The sequence below is a fragment of the Labilibaculum filiforme genome (assembly GCF_002843315.1).
Lineage (GTDB): Bacteria > Bacteroidota > Bacteroidia > Bacteroidales > Marinifilaceae > Labilibaculum > Labilibaculum filiforme.
Genome location: NZ_MVDD01000005.1, coordinates 242171 through 261540, shown reverse-complemented (window position 1 = coordinate 261540; position 19370 = coordinate 242171). Strand labels below are relative to the sequence as shown.

At 35.5% G+C, this 19370-nt stretch carries 10 protein-coding genes; 9 read left to right on the top strand and 1 reads right to left on the bottom strand.

Going from position 1 to position 19370, the window contains the following annotated elements:
* Positions 1-19 precede the first annotated feature (19 nt).
* From BZG02_RS09210 to uvrC, 6 genes are all read left to right on the top strand, one after another.
* A complete protein-coding gene (locus BZG02_RS09210) occupies positions 20-3313 on the top strand; it encodes a DUF4175 family protein (protein WP_101261130.1) in 3294 nt (1097 codons plus the stop codon).
* Positions 3306-3713, top strand: a complete 408-nt coding sequence (locus BZG02_RS09205; RefSeq protein ID WP_101261129.1) for an ATP-binding protein — start codon at positions 3306-3308, stop codon at positions 3711-3713. The genes BZG02_RS09210 and BZG02_RS09205 overlap by 8 nt, the downstream gene beginning before the upstream one ends.
* Positions 3714-3718: 5 nt before the next feature.
* Positions 3719-4144 carry an rRNA maturation RNase YbeY gene (ybeY, locus tag BZG02_RS09200; RefSeq protein WP_101261128.1) on the top strand — a complete coding sequence of 142 codons (426 nt, stop codon included), beginning with the start codon at positions 3719-3721 and terminating at the stop codon, positions 4142-4144.
* A 148-nt stretch (positions 4145-4292) separates the two neighbouring features.
* Positions 4293-6170: a tRNA uridine-5-carboxymethylaminomethyl(34) synthesis enzyme MnmG gene (mnmG, locus tag BZG02_RS09195; protein WP_101261127.1), complete on the top strand. Its 1878-nt coding sequence runs from the start codon at positions 4293-4295 to the stop codon at positions 6168-6170.
* A gap of 168 nt (positions 6171-6338) precedes the next feature.
* Complete coding sequence (gene ade, locus BZG02_RS09190) at positions 6339-7982, top strand: adenine deaminase (protein ID WP_101261126.1); 1644 nt, start codon at positions 6339-6341, stop codon at positions 7980-7982.
* 25 nt (positions 7983-8007) lie between these two features.
* Complete coding sequence (uvrC, locus tag BZG02_RS09185; protein WP_101261125.1) at positions 8008-9831, top strand: excinuclease ABC subunit UvrC; 1824 nt, start codon at positions 8008-8010, stop codon at positions 9829-9831.
* 15 nt (positions 9832-9846) lie between these two features.
* Here uvrC and lplA read toward each other — a convergent pair whose 3' ends face one another.
* Positions 9847-10830, bottom strand: a complete 984-nt coding sequence (gene lplA, locus BZG02_RS09180) for a lipoate--protein ligase (protein ID WP_180335681.1) — start codon at positions 10828-10830, stop codon at positions 9847-9849.
* A gap of 178 nt (positions 10831-11008) precedes the next feature.
* Between lplA and dtd the strand changes: the two genes are divergently transcribed.
* The 3 genes from dtd (at position 11009) to BZG02_RS09165 (ending at position 19143) form a co-directional block, all read left to right on the top strand.
* A complete protein-coding gene (gene dtd, locus BZG02_RS09175) occupies positions 11009-11461 on the top strand; it encodes a D-aminoacyl-tRNA deacylase (protein WP_101261123.1) in 453 nt (150 codons plus the stop codon).
* Positions 11462-11464: 3 nt separating this feature from the next.
* Complete coding sequence (locus tag BZG02_RS09170; RefSeq protein ID WP_101261122.1) at positions 11465-11800, top strand: nucleotide pyrophosphohydrolase; 336 nt, start codon at positions 11465-11467, stop codon at positions 11798-11800.
* Between the two features lie 365 nt (positions 11801-12165).
* Positions 12166-19143 carry a cadherin domain-containing protein gene (locus BZG02_RS09165; RefSeq protein WP_101261121.1) on the top strand — a complete coding sequence of 2326 codons (6978 nt, stop codon included), beginning with the start codon at positions 12166-12168 and terminating at the stop codon, positions 19141-19143.
* Positions 19144-19370 lie beyond the last annotated feature (227 nt).

Here is a 19370-nt window from a genome sequence, read left to right as displayed (position 1 = left end):
CTTTTACGTAGTAGTTACTATGGGTTCTAGTCAGGAAATTTTTATAAATAAATTAGACCGATTTATTCGCAAATACTATCAGAATCAACTTTTAAGGGGAATTCTGCTAAGTGTCGTTCTGATTTTGGCTTATTTTCTGATTGTAACTTATACCGAATATCTACTCTACTTTTCAGTTTCCATCCGCACGTTTCTTGCTGTTTTTTCGATTTTATTAGTTCTTTTAGTGACTGGGAAACTAATTATTTTGCCAATAATTGGTTTGTTGCAAATTGGAAGTCGAATTAGTTATCGACAGGCAATTAATATCATTACACAATATTTTCCCGATTTACAGGATCGATTAATTAATACTTTGGAGCTTACCGAACTTACCACTAAAAGCGATGCTCATAACGACTCTCTTTTAATGGCTAGTATCAACCAAAGAATGGAATCTATTCAATTAATTCCTTTTCGACAAGCAATCTCCTTTAAATCGAATCTTAGTTACTTAAAATACTTTTTTCTTGTCTTTGTAGCAATTGTAGGAACCTACATTGCCTTGCCAGATATGTATTCCAGTAGCGCTAATCGTCTAGTTCATTTTAGGCAGGAATACAACCCCCCAGCCGATTTTAAATTTGTTATAGCACAACAATCCATGAAAGTGGTTAGAGGCTCGGATTTCGAACTTGAAGTACATACAGAAGGTAAATATGTTCCAGCTGAGGTTTATTTGATAACCGAAGGGAATCAATTTCTATTAAAAAAGAAGGGAAGTAATGGTTTTACCTATCTTTTCAGGAATATAAATAAGGAAATCAACTTCTATTTACAGGCAGGTAAAATAAATTCTTTAACTTATAAATTGGAGCTTTTATTAAAGCCTGGAATAAAGACTTTTGAACTTGCGGTAGTAGCTCCTCCATATACTAAATTACCAGTAAGAAAAGAGCAAAATTTAGGAGATATAAGTGTTCCCGAAGGTGCCAAGTTAACCTGGAAAATAGAAGGGGAAGATACTAATTCGGTACAGTTGGTCTTTAACGACACGCTCAATCAAATTAACGAACAAAACGAAGGAAAAACGTTTATTTTTTCAAAAACAATCAAGCAAAAGAATGCCTATCAGATTTATGTAGGAAACGAACAGTTCGAAAAACAGTTATTTGCAAATTACTCTATTGATGTTATTCCAGATCTTTATCCGCAAATTTCGGTATCGACAATACAAGATTCATTAGTAAGAACAGCTTACTATTTTAAAGGCGTTTTAAAAGACGATTATGGATTTTCGAACCTACGGTTTTGTTACCTTATTAATGATCAGTTACCGGTTTATATCCCTATAAATATTAGCAAGAATTTAAGTGTTCAAGAGTTTTACTACGCTTTCGATTTCGCAACTGTAGAAGTAAATGAAGGAAGCCAAGTGCAGTATTATTTTGAAGTTTTTGATAACGATGGGGTGAACAAACCAAAAATGACTAGCTCGCAACAATTTTCATTATTAATTCCAGACTCCAAACAGTTGTACGATCTAAACACAAGTATACAGGATAGTATTTCGAATCGAATCGAGAAGGGAATTGATTTGAGTCAATCTATTCAGGAGGATATAAAACGACTGCAGAAAAATTTATTGGACGGAACTGGGGACAAATGGCAACAGCAACAAATTTTTCAACAAATCGATTCTAAAAAGAAACAATTGGAGGATTTGCTAAATAACATCAAGCAGGAGAATCAAAAAAAGAATCCATTACTAAATTCTTCCAATCCGAAAGATTCTTTGCTAATGGAAAAGCAAAAGCAAATTGAAAAGCTTCTCGAAAATGTTATGGATGATGAGTTACAGAAATTATTCGAAGAATTTAACAAATTGGCCGAAGATTTTAAATCGGAAGATTTAAACAAGCTTGGAAACCAAACTAACATGTCGTTCGACGATTTTCAGAAACAAATGAATCGCAACCTAAGTTTGTTAGAACGTTATGATATTGAGGTTAATATGAATAAAATTATCGATAGGATCGATAAAATAGCCGATGATCAGGAAGAAATTAGTACCCTAGGGCGTAAGCAGGAAGAAAAAATGAATTCTCAGCAAGTTGAGGAGAGCAAAAAATGGGAAGATTTGAAAAAAGATCTTGAAAATCTTTTGGAGAAAAATTCTGGTATTTCTGATCCTTATCAATTTCAAAATCCATCCGACGATCTTCAGTCTATTTCTGAAATGATGAACGAGTCAAACAATTTGTTAGAGAATGGAAAAAATTCGAAGGCTGCCAATAATATGAAAGCCACTTCGAAAAAACAAAAAGCGCTTGCTCAAAAATTAAACTCTAATTTATCCAAAAGTATAGGTGCTCAACTTTCTGTCGATATCGATAATTTAATTCGCTTGATGTATAACTTGATGGAATTTTCGTTTCAGCAGGAATCCATATTAAACGATTATAAAATGGTGGATTACCGAAATCCTTTATTTGTAAAAATGATTGAACAACAAGGAGGCTTAAAGGAGGAGTATTTATTAATTCAAGATTCTTTATTAGCTTTATCTTCCCACTCACCCCAAGTGGCTGCTTTAATTGGAAATAGAATATTCGATATTAGTAATTATCTTGATCAGGTTCTTGACGAAGCCAATAACCGAAGAAAAATTCAAGCGAATATTACACAACAAAAAGTGCTAACTGAAGTTAATGAATTAGCATTGTTTCTTTCCGAAGCGTTAAAGCAACTCATGGAACAAATGGCAAATGCCATGCCTGGAGATCAAATGGGGGACAAAAAAGGAGGGAAACCATCTTTTTCAGGAATGCAATCGGAACAACAATCTTTAAAAAAGATGCTTGAGGAGATGATTCAGGAAATGAAAGCTGGAAATGGTAAAAATTCTTCCAAAGAGAAGTTGGGCCAGTTCTTACAAAGACAAGAAATGTTTCAGCAAAATTTGAAAGAGATGATTCAACAAGGTGGCGTTGGAGATGAAACGGAGCAAATATTACGTGAAATCATGAAAATGATTGACCAAACAGAATTGGACATAACAAATTTTTCTCTAAATTCGAATACCCTAAATCGGCAGAATAGAATTCTTTCTCGCTTGTTAGAAGCAGAAAATGCCCATAGGGAAAAAGATTTTGAAAAGAAAAGAGAAAGTAATTCTGGAAATATTATAAAATTGAGTAACCCTACAGAAATATTTGAGTATAAAAGAATACGAACAGATTTTGAGGGTGTTTTCGATGACTCTTATGTAAAAATGCTCGACTACTATAATAAATTGTATTTGGATTACATGATCAAAATAAATAATGACTAAATCAGAAAAATTGCTAATCTTTCCTTCCGAACTAGAGAACATAAGCCGAGTTGAAAAGCTCATCGATGAAATTTCTTCATCGCACAAGCTTAGTGCAGAAGTTTACGGGAAAATTTCTGTTGCCCTTATTGAAGCAGTGAATAATGCGATCTTACATGGCAACCAGCTAGATGTCACTAAAAATGTGAAAATCGGATACAATGTGAATGACGATTCGATTAGTTTTGTTGTATGGGATGAGGGGAAAGGATTTGATTTTTCGAATATTCCTGATCCTACACTTCCTGAAAATTTAGAGAAGACGCATGGTAGAGGTATTTTTTTAATGAATCATCTTGCCGATAAAATTGAATTTGGGGAGAATGGTGCAATAGTAGAAATGAAATTTATTTTTGGATAAAAACAATGTTGATTACTTACGATACGTGTGAAACTAGTATTCCCGCGATTGATCAGAAGCGTTTAAGCGAATGGATCAATCGCGTTGTTGTTAATAATAGTTTCGAAATAGGAGAGATTAATTACTATTTCTGCTCCGATAATTACTTGCTTGAAATGAATCGTGAACACCTAAATCACGATTATTTTACCGATATCATAACCTTTGATTACACGGTTTCCGATATAATATCCGGAGATTTATTCATAAGTATTGATACAGTGATGGATAACGCAAAGGAATATGGATGTGATTACTTTCAGGAATTACATCGTGTAATGATTCATGGAGTTCTTCATTTAATGGGGATTGATGATAAAACAGATGAGGATCAGGAAATAATGACCCAAAAGGAAGACGAATCATTAGCATTACTTTCCAATATTGATTAAATTTGTGAAATTTTTTTAGTTTACTGTTCTGAATATTAGATGTTTATTACGAATGTGGATATTCGTAACGTGCTGATATTTAGGAGTATAGGTAAATGGTTACTTTTGCCTTAATCAAGGAATAATGAATACAAATATCTTTTAATATATGTTGCCAAAGTATGATGTTATAGTAGTGGGTGCCGGTCATGCCGGATGTGAGGCGGCAACAGCTGCGGCAAACCTAGGTTCTTCGGTTCTTTTGGTTACCATGGATATGAATAAAATTGCGCAAATGTCTTGTAATCCTGCTATTGGCGGAATTGCGAAAGGTCAAATTGTGCGTGAATTAGACGCTTTGGGCGGGTTCACAGGGATTGTTACAGATCGATCATCTATACAGTTTCGTATGCTTAATCGCTCTAAAGGACCTGCTATGTGGAGTCCAAGATCACAGTGCGATAGAATGATTTTTTCTTCGGAATGGAGGAAAATTGTGGAAAATACAGCTAATTTGGACATGTGGCAGGATGCCGTTGTTGGAGTTATTATAGAGGATGGCAAGGCTGTTGGAGTAAGTACCAAATTAGGAATTGATATTACGGCTAAAACGGTAATATTAACCAATGGTACATTTCTTAATGGATTAATGCACATTGGAAAAAATCAAGAAAAAGGGGGTAGAACAGCAGAACCTGTATCGGTTGGAATTAGTGAACAATTAAAGGGAATTGGCTTTGAGGTTGGTAGAATGAAAACCGGAACTCCTGCACGTTTAGATGGTAGAAGTATCGATTTTTCGGCAATGAAAAGACAGGATGGGGAAGAAGGATTTTACCAGTTTTCATACCTAACCGATCATGTCGACCGTATTCTTACTCAAAGACCATGTTATATTACCTATACGAATCTTGAAGTTCACGATAGACTTAGAGAAGGTTTTGAAGAATCACCCATGTATAATGGAACTATTCAAAGTACTGGTCCGAGATATTGTCCGAGTATTGAGTCTAAACTTTCTACTTTTGCCGAGAAGCAAGAACACCTACTCTTTCTAGAGCCAGAAGGGGAACATACTCACGAGTATTATATCAACGGGTTTTCGTCAAGTCTTCCTTGGGATGTTCAGTTAAAAGCACTTCAAAAAGTTCCAGGCTTAGAAAATGTAAAAATGTATCGTCCGGGCTATGCAATCGAGTATGACTATTTTGATCCAACACAGTTACATCATACTTTGGAAACAAAATTGGTAGCGAACTTATTTTTTGCTGGTCAGATTAATGGTACTACTGGTTACGAAGAGGCGGGTGCACAAGGAATGATGGCAGGAATAAATGCCAGTTTATTGGTACAAGGAAAAGAGGCTTTTACTTTAAATAGAGACGAAGCTTATATTGGTGTTTTAATCGATGATTTGGTTACTAAAGGAGTGGACGAGCCATATCGGATGTTTACCTCGAGAGCTGAATATCGAATATTACTAAGACAAGATGATGCTGATTTTCGTCTAAGTCCTAAGGCTTTTAAGTTAGGATTAGTAGGACAGAAAAGAATGGATTTACTAGAAGAGAAAATTGAATATAGAGATAAATTAGTTACCTTTTGTAAAGAGTTTAGCTGTAAGCCGAAATTCTTAAATCCAGTACTCGAGAAATTGGGAACCTCTGCATTAAAGCAAGGTGTGAAGTTGTACGATATTATTCTTCGTCCTCAAGTGCAAATAATGGATTTGGTGGAGGATATTGCACCATTAAAAGAAATGGTGGATGCAATTCCGAATAGACGAGAAGAAATTATAGAAGCGGCTGAGGTTCTAATTAAATATTCTGGATATATTAATCGAGAAAAGTTAATCGCAGAAAAGTTAACTCGTTTGGAAAATATCAATATAAAAGGGCGATTTGATTACACAAGTTTGCAATCAATTTCGACGGAGGCAAGACAAAAGTTAGATAAAATACGGCCTCAAACTATCGGTCAAGCGTCCCGAATATCGGGTGTTTCGCCTAGTGACATTAATGTTCTTTTAGTGCTAATGGGACGATAACGTTCCACGTGGAACTAAGGAGTATTTCGAAATAGTTTACTCCTTAAAACGCCCGAAATTGACTTTTCATCTCTTGAGAAGCTGATTTCGGGCGTTTTTGAAGGTGTCATTATCCTTTTTTAGCAAGTCTGGTCGTTGTGAGTTTTTAGAAACGATAAAATTTTAACTATGACAAGTAATAGTTTTTCAATATCAGGCAAAGTAGTAGATGTTATTTCTCGTGAAATAATTAATGCGGAAGTCGTGATTGAAGAGGGGAGAATTATCTCCATAGTCAGAAGAGATTTCGTCCCAGATAAATATATTTTACCAGGTTTAGTTGATGCACATATGCATATCGAAAGTTCCCTACTTATACCAAGTCGGTTTGCAAATTTATCCGTACGCCAAGGTACTTTAGGTTTGGTTACCGATCCGCACGAAATTGCAAATGTACTTGGTGAAATTGGTGTTGATTTCATGATTAACGATGCAGGGAAGGTTCCATTAGAAATTCGTTTCGGGGTTCCATCATGTGTTCCTGCAACTCCGTTTGAAACTTCTGGTTTTATTTTGGATAGTAATATTGTGGAAAGCTTACTAAAGCGAGAGGAGGTGGTTTGTCTGGCAGAGGTAATGGATTATGTCGGGGTTGTGAACGACGATCTCGAAGTACTTAAGAAAATAGTTGCTTGCAAAAAGTTGGGGAAGAAAATTGATGGTCATGCTCCCGGATTAAAAGGTGCGGAGCTCAAAAAATATGTAGCTTCTGGTATTTCGGCAGATCACGAATGTTCTACTTTGGAGGAAGCCTTGGAGAAAATTTCACTAGGAATGATGATTCAAATTCGAGAGGGAAGTGCTGCAAAAGATTTTGATGCTTTGTATTCTTTATTGGAAACACATCCCGATAAAGTAATGCTATGTACTGATGATTTGCATCCCGATGATTTGATCGAGAAAGGGCATATTGATCATCTGATAAAAAAAGGATTGAAAAGAGGTCTTGACTTATTTGCTTTACTTCGAGCTGCAAGTTATAATCCAATTCGGCACTATGGATTGGATTTAGGTTTACTTCAAGTTGGTGATGCTGCCGATTTTATCGTGATTGATAATCCGAAATCATTTGTGGTGGAACAGGTTTTTCGAAAAGGAATATGCATCTATAAGGACAAGAAAGTTTTATTTCAGGTGAAAAACGAAATCATCTTAAATAATTTTAGTCGCAAACCAATTGAGGTATCCGATTTGACAGTTGAAGCGAAAAGTGGTTTGTTGCGAGCAATGGTAGTGACGGATGGGGATCTTATTACAGATTCTATGTTGTGTAATGCAAAAGTTGTTGATGGTAATGTTGTTTCCGATGTGAATAATGATGTTTTAAAAATGGTGGTGATGAGCCGATACGATAATGGTAAGCCCGTAATGGGTTTTGCCAAAGGTTTTGGTTTTACTAAAGGTGCTATTGCCGAAAGTATTGCACACGATAGTCATAATATAATTGCAGTTGGAACTAGCGATGAAGAATTACTACATGCAATAAATACTTTAGTTGAAATGAAGGGTGGTATTGTTGCTGTAAATAATGGAGAAAGTGAGTCGGTTCGATTAGAGGTTGCAGGATTGATGTCGAATAAAACAGGAGAGGAGTTGGTGAGTGATTATATGCGTTTAAGTAAATTTGTAACCACTCTTGGTTCCCAGTTTGAATCGCCATTTATGACCCTTGCCTTTATGTCCTTATTAGTAATACCTAAATTAAAATTATCGGACAAAGGGCTATTTGATGTAAAACAATTCAAAGTGGTTGATCTTTTTAAAGAAGACTAAGCTATATTCGTAAAAAGTAAATTAGGTGATAAAAAATAAAAATATAGACTATTTGAAAACTCTGGTGGCTGCTCTTCCGGAAGAGCCAGGAGTGTATCAGTTCTTTAACGAGAACAAAGTAATAATATATGTAGGCAAAGCGAAGCGACTCAAACGAAGAGTTGCTTCCTATTTTAATAAGGTTCATGATTCTGCCAAAACCAATATAATGGTTCGTAAAATTGTGGATATCCGTCATATTGTAGTGGAGTCGGAAGAGGATGCTCTTTTACTAGAGAATAATTTAATAAAGAAACACCAACCGCGCTACAATGTGCTTTTAAAAGATGACAAATCTTTTCCTTGGATTTGTATTAAGAAAGAAGAATTCCCAAGAGTACAGGTTACTCGTAATTTGGTAAAAGATGGTTCGGAATATTTTGGTCCCTACACTAGTGTTAAAATGGTAAGAGTTTTAATGGATATGATTAATTCTTTGTATCAGTTAAGAACTTGTAATTTGAGGCTGACCGAAAAGGGGATAAAGGAGCAAAAGTTTAAGCTTTGTTTGGAATATCATATTGGTAATTGTAAGGCTCCTTGTGAGGGAAAGGAAAGTTTAGGAGATTACGATTCCAAGATTGCAGATATTCGAAATATTTTAAAAGGAAATATTGGTAGTGTTACTTCGGTTTTGAAAGAGAAGATGCAGGAGTTGGCAACTGATTTTAAGTTTGAAGAAGCTCATGTAATTAAAGAGAAATTAGAACTGCTTGGAAAGTATCAAAGCAAATCAACCATTGTAAATCCCTCTATTGATAATATTGATATTTTTTCTATTCTGGATGATGAAGATGCAGCTTACGTCAACTTTTTGAAAGTTGTAAATGGTGCGATAATACAAGCTCATACTATTGAACTGAAGAAAAAGTTGGACGAGAGTAAAGAGGACTTATTGGTGTTGGCTATTACAGAAATTAGACAAAAGATTTTTAGTACCGCTAAAGAAATTTTAGTTCCTTTTGAACTTGATTTATCTATTCAAAATGTGCGATTTATAGTTCCTCAACGTGGCGACAAGAAGAAATTACTGGACCTATCGCTTCGCAATGTGAAATATTACCGCCTCGAGAAGTTAAAGAAAGGCGATAAAACGATAAAACAGACGCATGCAGATCGAATTGTTGAAACAATGAAAACTGATTTGCGTTTGAAAGATGCACCCGTTCATATTGAATGTTTCGATAATTCCAATATACAAGGAACGAATCCCGTGGCTTCTTGTGTAGTTTTTCGAAATGCGCGACCTTATAAAAAGGACTACCGGCATTTTAATATAAAGACAGTTGTAGGAGCTAATGATTTTGCTTCTATGGAAGAAATAATTTACCGACGTTATAAAAGATTACTGGAAGAGGAGAAAAGTTTGCCACAGTTAATTGTTATTGATGGAGGTAAAGGTCAACTAGGAGCAGCCTTGAATAGTCTTGACAAATTAGAATTAAGAGGGAAAATTTCGGTAGTCGGAATCGCTAAGAAATTAGAAGAGATTTATTTTCCCGGCGATCCATATCCTTTGTATCTTGATAAGAATTCGGAAACTTTAAAAACGATTCAGTATTTACGAAATGAATCGCATCGTTTTGCAATTACTTTTCACAAACAAAAGCGGTCAAAAGCATTCATCGGTTCCGAATTGGATAAAATTGAAGGAATTGGTCCTAAATCGGTTCAAAAGTTGATTCAAAAGTTTAAATCTGTTGAGTATGTGAAAAAGGCCACGCTTGCAGAGTTAGGGATAGAGCTGGGGAATGCTAAAGCTTTAACTGTTTGGAAATATTTTAATGAATCCTCTTTACTTAAAAAATAGTTTTTGCTTTTTTTATCAAAAAAAAGCAGATAATAGCTGTTCTTGAGTTATTTTTTTAAAGTATAAGTTTATAGGAAGCGTGTTAAGCACTTTATTTACAGACTCTTTGTTATGGTGTGTGTGGTGCATTTCTTTTTTAAAGCTTAAAACCTGCTTGTTTTCAATGCAATTGCCGAATACTTCTAGATTTTTAATAATTCCTTTTTCAACTTGCAGGTTAAGTTCCAAGATGGCACCTCCTTCGAAATTGGATAGCTTTTCAAAATTATAGTTCGGGGAATAGCCATAGTTCCATTCCCAATTATCGTATTTTTCGGACATTAAATTTTCTACATTTTTTAGGTCGATAGAAGAAAACTCAAATTTTTTGGATTCTGGGAATTTTTGTTGCAGATCTTCAAGGATCAGATGACTGAATTGCTCCACCGACAACGGATGGGAAAGATAGTCGCTAATATTGGTCACTTTGCTTCTAATCGATCGTACGCCACGATCCTTAAACTTTAATGGATTAACCTTTAGTAGTTGATTTAACTGCTCTAAATCGCTTGAAAATAGCATTGTTCCATGTTGCATTACTTTATTCTTATACACATGCGATGCATTGCCCGAAAATTTCTTTCCAGCGATGGTTAAATCACTTTTTCCTTCAAACTTAGCATTTACATGTAATTTTTGAAGCGTATCAATAATTGGTTGACTGTATTTTTGAAAATTCACCAGTTTCCCTTTTTCCCCTTTTTTAATAAAACAGTAGTTTAAATTGCCTTCATCATGGAAAACGGTGCCTCCGCCCGACAGACGACGGTACACAGGAATGTTTTCCTGTTCTGTTTTCTCTAAGTTAATCTCGGCAAGGGTATTTTGGTGCTTACCTACAATTAGGGCAGGAGAGTTACGGTACAAAAAAAAGAAATCTTCATCGAAATTTTTAAGTAAATATTCTTCGGTTGCTAAGTTAAATGCTGGCTGATGAGAGGAACTAATAAAATACAACATGCTTTGTTTGTTTATTTTTGAGTTTACAAATATCATTATTAATTGGGAAATATTTTAATTTAGAATCAATTTTAATAGGCTGTTTGTTTTTCAAATCAGCTTAAGCGAAAGCTTTTTACTTGTTGATGAAGTATTATATTTGGATAAAATATTTATTTGTAATTATAAAATATATAGTATGCGTGTTGTAGTTCAGCGTGTTACGGAAGGTTCTGTGAGCGTGAATTCGGAAATAATTGGTGAAATAGAACAAGGTTTAGTCGTATTGGTAGGGATTGAAAATTCGGATACTCAGGTAGATGCTCAATGGTTGAGTAAAAAGATCTGTAACCTGCGTATTTTTGACGATGAGGAAGGAGTGATGAACAAATCCGTATTGGATGTTGACGGTAGTATGTTGGTTGTGAGCCAGTTTACACTTCATGCGAAAACGAAAAAAGGCAATCGTCCATCCTATATTCATGCCGCAAAGCCTGAACTTTCTATCCCTTTGTATGAGAACTTTGTTACTTGTTTGGAGAATGAATCTGGAAAAAACGTGAAAACTGGCAAGTTTGGAGCCGATATGAAGCTTACATTAGTTAACGATGGACCGGTAACCATTATAATGGATACAAAAAACAAAGAATAGATCATGAATGAGATTGGAATTAAGGAAGCGCAGGAAAAAGTAGATTGGTGGATTAAAAAATATGGAGTTCGTTATTTTAATGAGCTAACCAATATGGCCATTTTAACCGAAGAAGTGGGAGAGGTTGCTCGAATAATTTCCCGAAAATATGGAGAACAATCCTTTAAGGAGAGTGATAAAAAAGTGGATTTGGCAGATGAAATGGCCGATGTTCTTTGGGTGTTAATGTGTTTGGCGAATCAAACAGGAGTGGATTTAAATGAGGCTTTTCAGAAGAATTTGGAAAAGAAAACCAATCGCGATAAGGAGAGGCATATAAATAACACTAAGTTATTGTAGGTTTTATTTAAATTTCTTATTCTGAATAAGTTACTCGATTCTTAATTAGTCCATTGAAATATATTTTAAATTTATCTTAGGCCAAAGTCATCATTATGAAGACTTTGGCCTTTTTATTTGCTTTAGTGTTTAGTTAGTAAATAGTCTGTAAGGATTAGTATATACTGTTTGGTTTAATGTTATGTTATATGCTTGTTTATGTAACACATTGAAACGTTCGTCACCAATATGAGTATAATGGTCATTCAATTAAAAGTAAGTATCTATGTAAATACATGCAGTAGTAGTGTACTACTTAGTTTAAAAAAAGTGAGAATATCGAAACAGGTAGTCTCTCCTAAAATGTAAAACCTTAAAACAGTTATATGAAACATTTTTACTCCAACCTGGATAATGGTAATGATCGATTTATTTCCAAGTCAAAATTCAAAACTACCATGAAGAAAATTACTTTTCTACTATTCTTTTTTGCCATTATTTTATTTAGTCAAAATTCTTTTTCACAAACAGCTGGAACGTTTACCTCTGCAACAAATCCCGTCGGTACTGTTGGCGCAACCACTGATGATGGCGATTATCGATTTATAATTGATATTGATTATGATTCAGATGGAGATATTGACTTTATAGCTTATGATGGTGATAGTTATGATTTTTATATAAATAATGGAAGTGGTGTTTTCTCTAAGATAGTACCAAATGTTACTCTTCCTCTTAAGAATGGAAGTGAGTACTTAGTTGCAGATTTCGATAATGATGGTGATGATGACATTTTTGCTCCAACAGGCTATTTTACTAATAATGGAAGTGGAATTTTTACATCAGCAACAAATCCCGTAGCTACTGCAGGTGCAAGTCCTTCTACCGATGACTATCGATTTATAATTGATATTGATTATGATTCAGATGGAGATATTGACTTTATAGCTTATGAAGGCAGTTTAATAAGTTATGATGGTGATTATAATTTCTATTCTAATAACGGAAGTGGTGTATTCTCTAAAGTTGTACCTAATATTACGTTGCCTCTTAAGAATGCAAGTGAGTACTTAATTGCAGATTTTGATAATGATGGTGATGATGATCTTTTTTCCCCAACTGTCTACCTTACTCAAGACTATGCACCTCCTGTGTTATCATCATTTGCACCATCTGATAACGCTACAGGAGTAGATGTAAATACTAATATTGTGTTAAATTTTAATGAGGCAATAACAAGTGCAGGTCTTGGGACAATAACGATATTTAAAACAAGTGATAATAGCACTGTAGAATCCATTGCAGGAAATGATGCAAAAGTTACGGGTGTTGCTACTTCAACAATAACTATTAATCCAGCTACGACACTTGATGCAAACACTGAGTATTATATTCAAGTAGGAAAGGCAGCATTTTATAATACCTATGGAATGACTTATAATCGTTTAAATAGTGTTAATAAGACGAGTATGAGTTTTACTACGGGCACTTCCAACGCCGCCCCAACAGCCACAGCCCCAAGTGCTCCAACAGTAGCCGAAGATGAGACAAATGTTGTTTTAGCTAATGATATTCAAGTGGTAGATGTTGATGGAGATGACCAAACTCTTACATTCACAATAACCGGAGGAACGCTTACAACTGGAACTACAGGTATTACGTTTGGAGGTAGTGGAAACGGTTCAACTAGTTTTACGGCAGCTGGTACGTTGGCTAATATAAATGCTGCATTAGATGCCGCAACTTTTACACCAACTGCTAATTTAAATGGAACCAATGCAGGTACGATTTCGTTTACGACTAATGATGGAACGGATACCTCAAGTGCTGCATCGGTTAGTTTTGATATAAGTGAAGTAAATGATGAACCTACTTTGACAGCAACAGGAAACAATCCTACATATACTGAAGATGGAAGTGTAGCCGTAGTATTTATTGGCGCATCAGCTTCTACAGTTGAAAGTGGACAGACCCTCTCTGCTTTTACAATGAACCTTACCAATGTAAATGATGGTTCCAGTGAAAAATTAAATTTAGATGGAACAGCCATCACACTTACAAATGGGACTTCGGGAACCACAGCTACAAATTCTCTTAGCTATAGTGTTTCTGTAAGTGGTACAACAGTAACATTAAGTCTTAGTGGAGGTACCTTAAGTTCTGTTGGCTTACAAAGCTTAATCAATGCAATTTCCTACCAGAACAATAGTAATACACCGAATACATCTAATAGGGTAGTGACTATAACTAGTTTAACGGACAGTGGTAGTAATATAGGTAGCAATGATAATATTGCGGTACTTTCAATTGCTTCTACAGTAACGGTTCAGGCAAATAATGATGCGCCAACATTAACAAGTTTTGCTTCCGTAGTTGAAACAACTAATCAAAATACGGAGATAGAAATTACCCTTGCTGAATTAAAAGCGCAAGGAAATGAGACCGATGTAGATGGAACCATTGATGCCTTTATTGTAAAAGCCCTAAGTTCTGGAACATTGAATATTGGTGCAGATTCAGGTTCTGCGACTTCTTTTAATGCAACAACAAATAAAACCATTGATGCTTCGAATAATGCCTATTGGACACCTGCGAACAACCTTATAGGATCGCAAAATTCCTTTACAACTACTGTTCAAGATAACAATAGTGCTGAGAGTACGGGCGCGGTTCAAGTTAGGGTAATGGTTAATGATGTTACCAAACCAGAAATTAGCAGTATAAGCATCAGTGGTTCTCCAGCTGTTACGGCTACTTCAATCACTTTCGTTGTCGAGTTTAACGAGTCGGTTGTGAATGTAAGCGTTGATGACTTTTCTTTGACAAAAGTTAATACTGCCAATGGAACTATTGCTTCGGTGAGTGCTTCTTCAGGCACAAGTATGAATGTAACTGTGAATGGAATTAGTGGGGCAGGAACATTACGCTTGGATTTAAATGCTTCAACAAATATTGCAGATGTATCGGCTAATACTCCACCTGCAACCTATAATCTTGGTGCTGTACACACGGTTGACCTGGTTAATCCTACTTTAAATTCATCGGTTCCTGCTAATGATGCTAATAGTATATCGACTTCAGCTAATATTACCTTAACCTTCAGTGAAAATATCGAATTTGGTACAGGTAATATTCAGATAATCGACTTGGATGATGGATCGAGTACCGTTACTATTGATGTAGCTTCTCCGGGAGCCCAAGTTTCAATTTCAACTAATACCCTTACCTTGAATCCTACTAGCGATTTGGAAGAATATACCAATTATGCTATTCAATTGGCTTCCACCTCAATTGATGACAGTAATGGAAACTCTTATGCGGGTATTGTAGCCAATACAATATTGAATTTTAAAACTTTAGCAAAAATAGCCACTGTGACCACTCAGTCAATTTCCAGTATTACAACGACAACAGCCACGGCAAATGGAAGTATTCCTGATCTTGGTTCGCCAAATCCAACTCAACATGGCGTTTGTTGGAATACATCGGGGACACCAACAGTAGCAGATAGTAAAACCGAAGAAGGTGCAATTACTGCAACCGGAGCATTTGACTCAGATATAACAGGTTTAATAAGCGGTACAACTTATTATGTTCGTGCTTATGCCACCAATAGTGCTGGGACAAGTTATGGTTCTCAAGTTAGTTTTACAACGGTAAATAAACCAACAATTACTACAACACCAGAATTAACTGTAGCTTACGATAAGCCATACGCTTATAGTATTGTTGCCACAACCGAGGGGGAATTAGAAACAATAATTTCAGCACCAACTGTACCTGCCTGGCTTACGGCTAGTGCTGATGGACAAAATCAAGCAAGCAGTTTTGGTGATATTCCAGAAGGCGTTTCTATTTCTGGTGTAGCTGGCGACGATGAGGGTAATATTTATGCGATTACCAATAATGGAACTACAATATATAAAATTACTCCTGATGGTAATACTACATTGTGGAGGAATGATTTAATTTCAGGGCAGGTTTATGCTCTCCATATCGCAAATGGGTACTTGTATATTCCTCGTTATGGTAATTCAAGTCAGTCGATTACTCGTTTGCCTCTAGATAATTCATCAGCTATCGAAGAAACAATTGCCTCGATAGCAGGAGGAGCACTTTCATTAACAGATAAAGATGGCTGGATTTACGCTGCTGATTGGAATTCAGCTACTATCTCCCGAATAAATGAAGATTCTAAAGCAGTAGAATTATTATTAGATTCATCAGATGGCGTACCTAGTGGTGGACCTTTTGGTTTAACTTTTGATCAAGATGACAATCTATATATTGCTACTTGGAGTAAAAAATCAATTTTAAAGTATGATGGAAGTAGTATCACAACTGTTCTTTCGGGTTTACCAAATAATGTTAGTTCAATTAGGCAGGACAAAAGAGGAAATTTTTACCTTTCTATGTCATCTGGTGGGGTACGGAAATATACTCAGGATTTTTCGTCTTATGAAGATGTATCATTATTAACGAATGACAATATTTGGAGTTTGTCATTTACATCTTCAGGAGCACTTGTTTATGCGAAGTTTGGAACCAATGAAGTTTACCGTTTGCAAACCGGTGCAATATTATCAGGAACCCCTGCTAAGTCAGATTTAGGAGATCACTCAGTTGTGATTAGAGCCACTAATGATGCTGGATATGTTGAGCAAGCCTTTACCATTACGGTTATAGATACCATAAAACCTATAGTATCCGTTTTTAGTCCACTTGATAATGCAACAGCTGTGAATTTAAAACCAAAGCTATCGGTAAGCTTTGATGAAGAAATAAATCTTGCATCAACAGGTACATTTTCTTTGATTAGTGAAGAATCAATTTTGAAAACTTACGATTTGTCTGTACTTGAAGATAAAAATGCAATTATACAGTCTGCAGATAATAAGACTATTAGTATAGAAATAACGGAGAGTTTACCTGTAAATAGTTTGATTTCCATTGAGATTAGTTCTGGTTTCGTGAAAGATGTAAGCAATAATGGGAATTCTGAAATCACGGTAGCGTCAAGTAGTTGGAATTTTACTACAATTAACACACCCACTGTAGCAACAGCAGCGATTACAATTTTTGGAGCTACAACTGCTACAATGGGTGGAGAAGTAACAGCCGATGGAGGAGCTTCGATTAGCGAACGAGGAGTTGTTTATTCTGAAACGGCAACAAATAGTAATCCCGAAATAGGGGGAACTGGAGTAATTAAATTTGCGGAGTCTTTGGGTACGGGAACAGGTGTTTTTGATGAAAGCATTACTGGATTAACGGAAGGAACATCGTATTCGGTAAAAGCTTATGCTATAAATTCTGCAGGCACTTTTTATGGTTCTGCAGTTGTGTTTAAGACTCATGCTATTCCGGTTGTTACTGCAAGCCAAACATTCAATGTAAATGAAAATGCTGAAATCAATGCTAGTGTAGGAACTGTTTTAGCAACAGATGACGATGCAGGTACGACTTTTAGCAGTTGGACAATTACCGCAGGTAATGAAGATGCAATTTTTGTGATTCATGAATCAACAGGAGCAATTACGATTGCAGACAATACGAATTTGGACTTTGAAACAACAACTACTTACACTTTATCCGTAACAGTAGGCGATGGAGTAAATACCAGTTCTGTTCAAACAGTAAGTATTAATGTAACTGATATCAACGATCAACTTCCTGTTATTACGGCTTCACAGACTTTTAATATGGATGAAAATGCAGTAAATAATACAAGTGTGGGAACGGCTTTAGCAACCGATGCTGATTCAGGTACAACTTTTAGCAATTGGATGATTACAGGAGGTAATACAGATGCTATTTTTGCTATCGATTCAGGAACTGGAGAAATTACGCTTGTAGATAATACAAATCTTGACTTTGAATCGACAACTGGTTACATCCTATCGATATCAGTAAGTGATGGAACTAATACTTCAGCAGTTGAAGATGTTGTAATTACAATTATGGATGTGAATGAAGCTCCTAATACCATTCAACTTTCAAATTTAACTATTGCTGAAAATTTAACAGTCGGAAGTGAAATAGGAATTTTAACGGCTAGTGATGAGGATGCCAACCAAACCTTCACTTTCACAATGGCTGAAAATGAGAATTTCGAAATAGTTGGAGACAAGTTAATTACTAAATTAAGTTTAGATTTTGAAGCTCAGAATTCTTATTCTGTCGAGATTACAGTTGCAGATCAAGGTGATTTGAGCTACTTAAAAAACTTTACGATTCAAATTACAGATGAGAACGATTCCCCAACAGCAATTCAACTATCAAATGCAACAATTGCTGAGAATTTAGCTATTGGAACTGAAGTGGGAACACTTACAGCTACCGATGAAGATGCAAGTCAAATGTTCACCTATACAATTGTTGAAAATGAAAATTTCGACTTGATAGAAAATAAATTGGTAAGCAAAGCTGTTTTCAATTATGTAGTTGAGGATTCTTATTCTGTTGAAATAACAGTAACTGATCAGGGAGGTTTAAGCTTTAAACAGAACTTTACAATTGAGGTTCTAAATTCGAATGAAGCACCTACAGCAATTCTGCTATCGAACTTAACAATTGCTGAAAATGCCGCCGTTGGTACTGAAGTTGGAGTGCTTACTACAACAGATCCTGATATCAATCAAATTTTCACCTATAAGTTGGCTGAGAACAGTTATTTCGATATAGATGGAGATAAGATTGTCTCTAAAGCGTCTTTTAATGCTGAAGATCACATTAGCTATTCTATAAAAGTAACAGTAACCGATCAAGGCGGATTAAGTTTCGACGAACGATTTACGATCAATATTGAGGATGTGAATGAGGTTCCCGAATTTTTATCAGAACCAATATTGGAAGCTAGAGTAGGGGAAGAGTATACTTACACAATAAAGTATCAAGATGTTGATGGCGATAAATGTAATCTTTCAGCTTTAGAAATGTCAAGTTGGTTGTCATTGGTTGATTATGCAAATGGTACCGGAACATTATCTGGTATCCCAACAGAGTCTGACGTTTTCAATGTCTCTTTAGAGCTTTCAGATGGTCAACTTTCTGCCAGTCAAGAATTCGAAATTAAAGTAGCAATAACAACAGGAATAGACGCTGTTTTTACAGCGGCAAAAGTGAGTATTTATCCAAACCCAACTGCAGATGAATTGCACATCGATTTGTCCGATTTTGCCAATCGTGAATTTAGTATATTTTTGTGCGATATGACCGGTAGTCAGGTGTTTAAAGAACAATGTAAAACGATTGGTGGGGAAGCTAAAATTCATAAATCGATCCAACAATTACAGAGTGGCCTATATTTGCTGGTAATTGAATCGGAAGGACTACGAAAAGCATTTAAAATTGTAAAACAGTAAAATATAGTTTGTTTTGAGTTAGAAGAAGGCCAAAGTCATCATTTCGATGCTTTTGGCTTTTTTTGCCGCAACAATTCTAAGTTCAAATAAATTAATATCCTAGAAATAGGGGAAGAGTAAAAAATAGATTAGTTTTGTTGTTCTGAAAAGTAGCACAACAGATCTTTCTGTTATGCAGATGGAAAAATCAGCGGAAACGTCCGCAACTGGTTTATTTTTATTTATTT

Excerpts from the sequence above, each read along its gene's own strand:
- BZG02_RS09210 (WP_101261130.1), top strand. The coding sequence starts at position 20 with ATGGGTTCTAGTCAGGAAATTTTTATAAATAAATTAGACCGATTTATT.
- BZG02_RS09205 (WP_101261129.1), top strand. The coding sequence starts at position 3,306 with ATGACTAAATCAGAAAAATTGCTAATCTTTCCTTCCGAACTAGAGAAC.
- ybeY (WP_101261128.1), top strand. The coding sequence starts at position 3,719 with ATGTTGATTACTTACGATACGTGTGAAACTAGTATTCCCGCGATTGAT.
- mnmG (WP_101261127.1), top strand. The coding sequence starts at position 4,293 with ATGTTGCCAAAGTATGATGTTATAGTAGTGGGTGCCGGTCATGCCGGA.
- ade (WP_101261126.1), top strand. The coding sequence starts at position 6,339 with ATGACAAGTAATAGTTTTTCAATATCAGGCAAAGTAGTAGATGTTATT.
- lplA (WP_180335681.1), bottom strand. The coding sequence starts at position 10,830 with ATGTTGTATTTTATTAGTTCCTCTCATCAGCCAGCATTTAACTTAGCA.
- dtd (WP_101261123.1), top strand. The coding sequence starts at position 11,009 with ATGCGTGTTGTAGTTCAGCGTGTTACGGAAGGTTCTGTGAGCGTGAAT.
- BZG02_RS09170 (WP_101261122.1), top strand. The coding sequence starts at position 11,465 with ATGAATGAGATTGGAATTAAGGAAGCGCAGGAAAAAGTAGATTGGTGG.
- BZG02_RS09165 (WP_101261121.1), top strand. The coding sequence starts at position 12,166 with ATGAAACATTTTTACTCCAACCTGGATAATGGTAATGATCGATTTATT.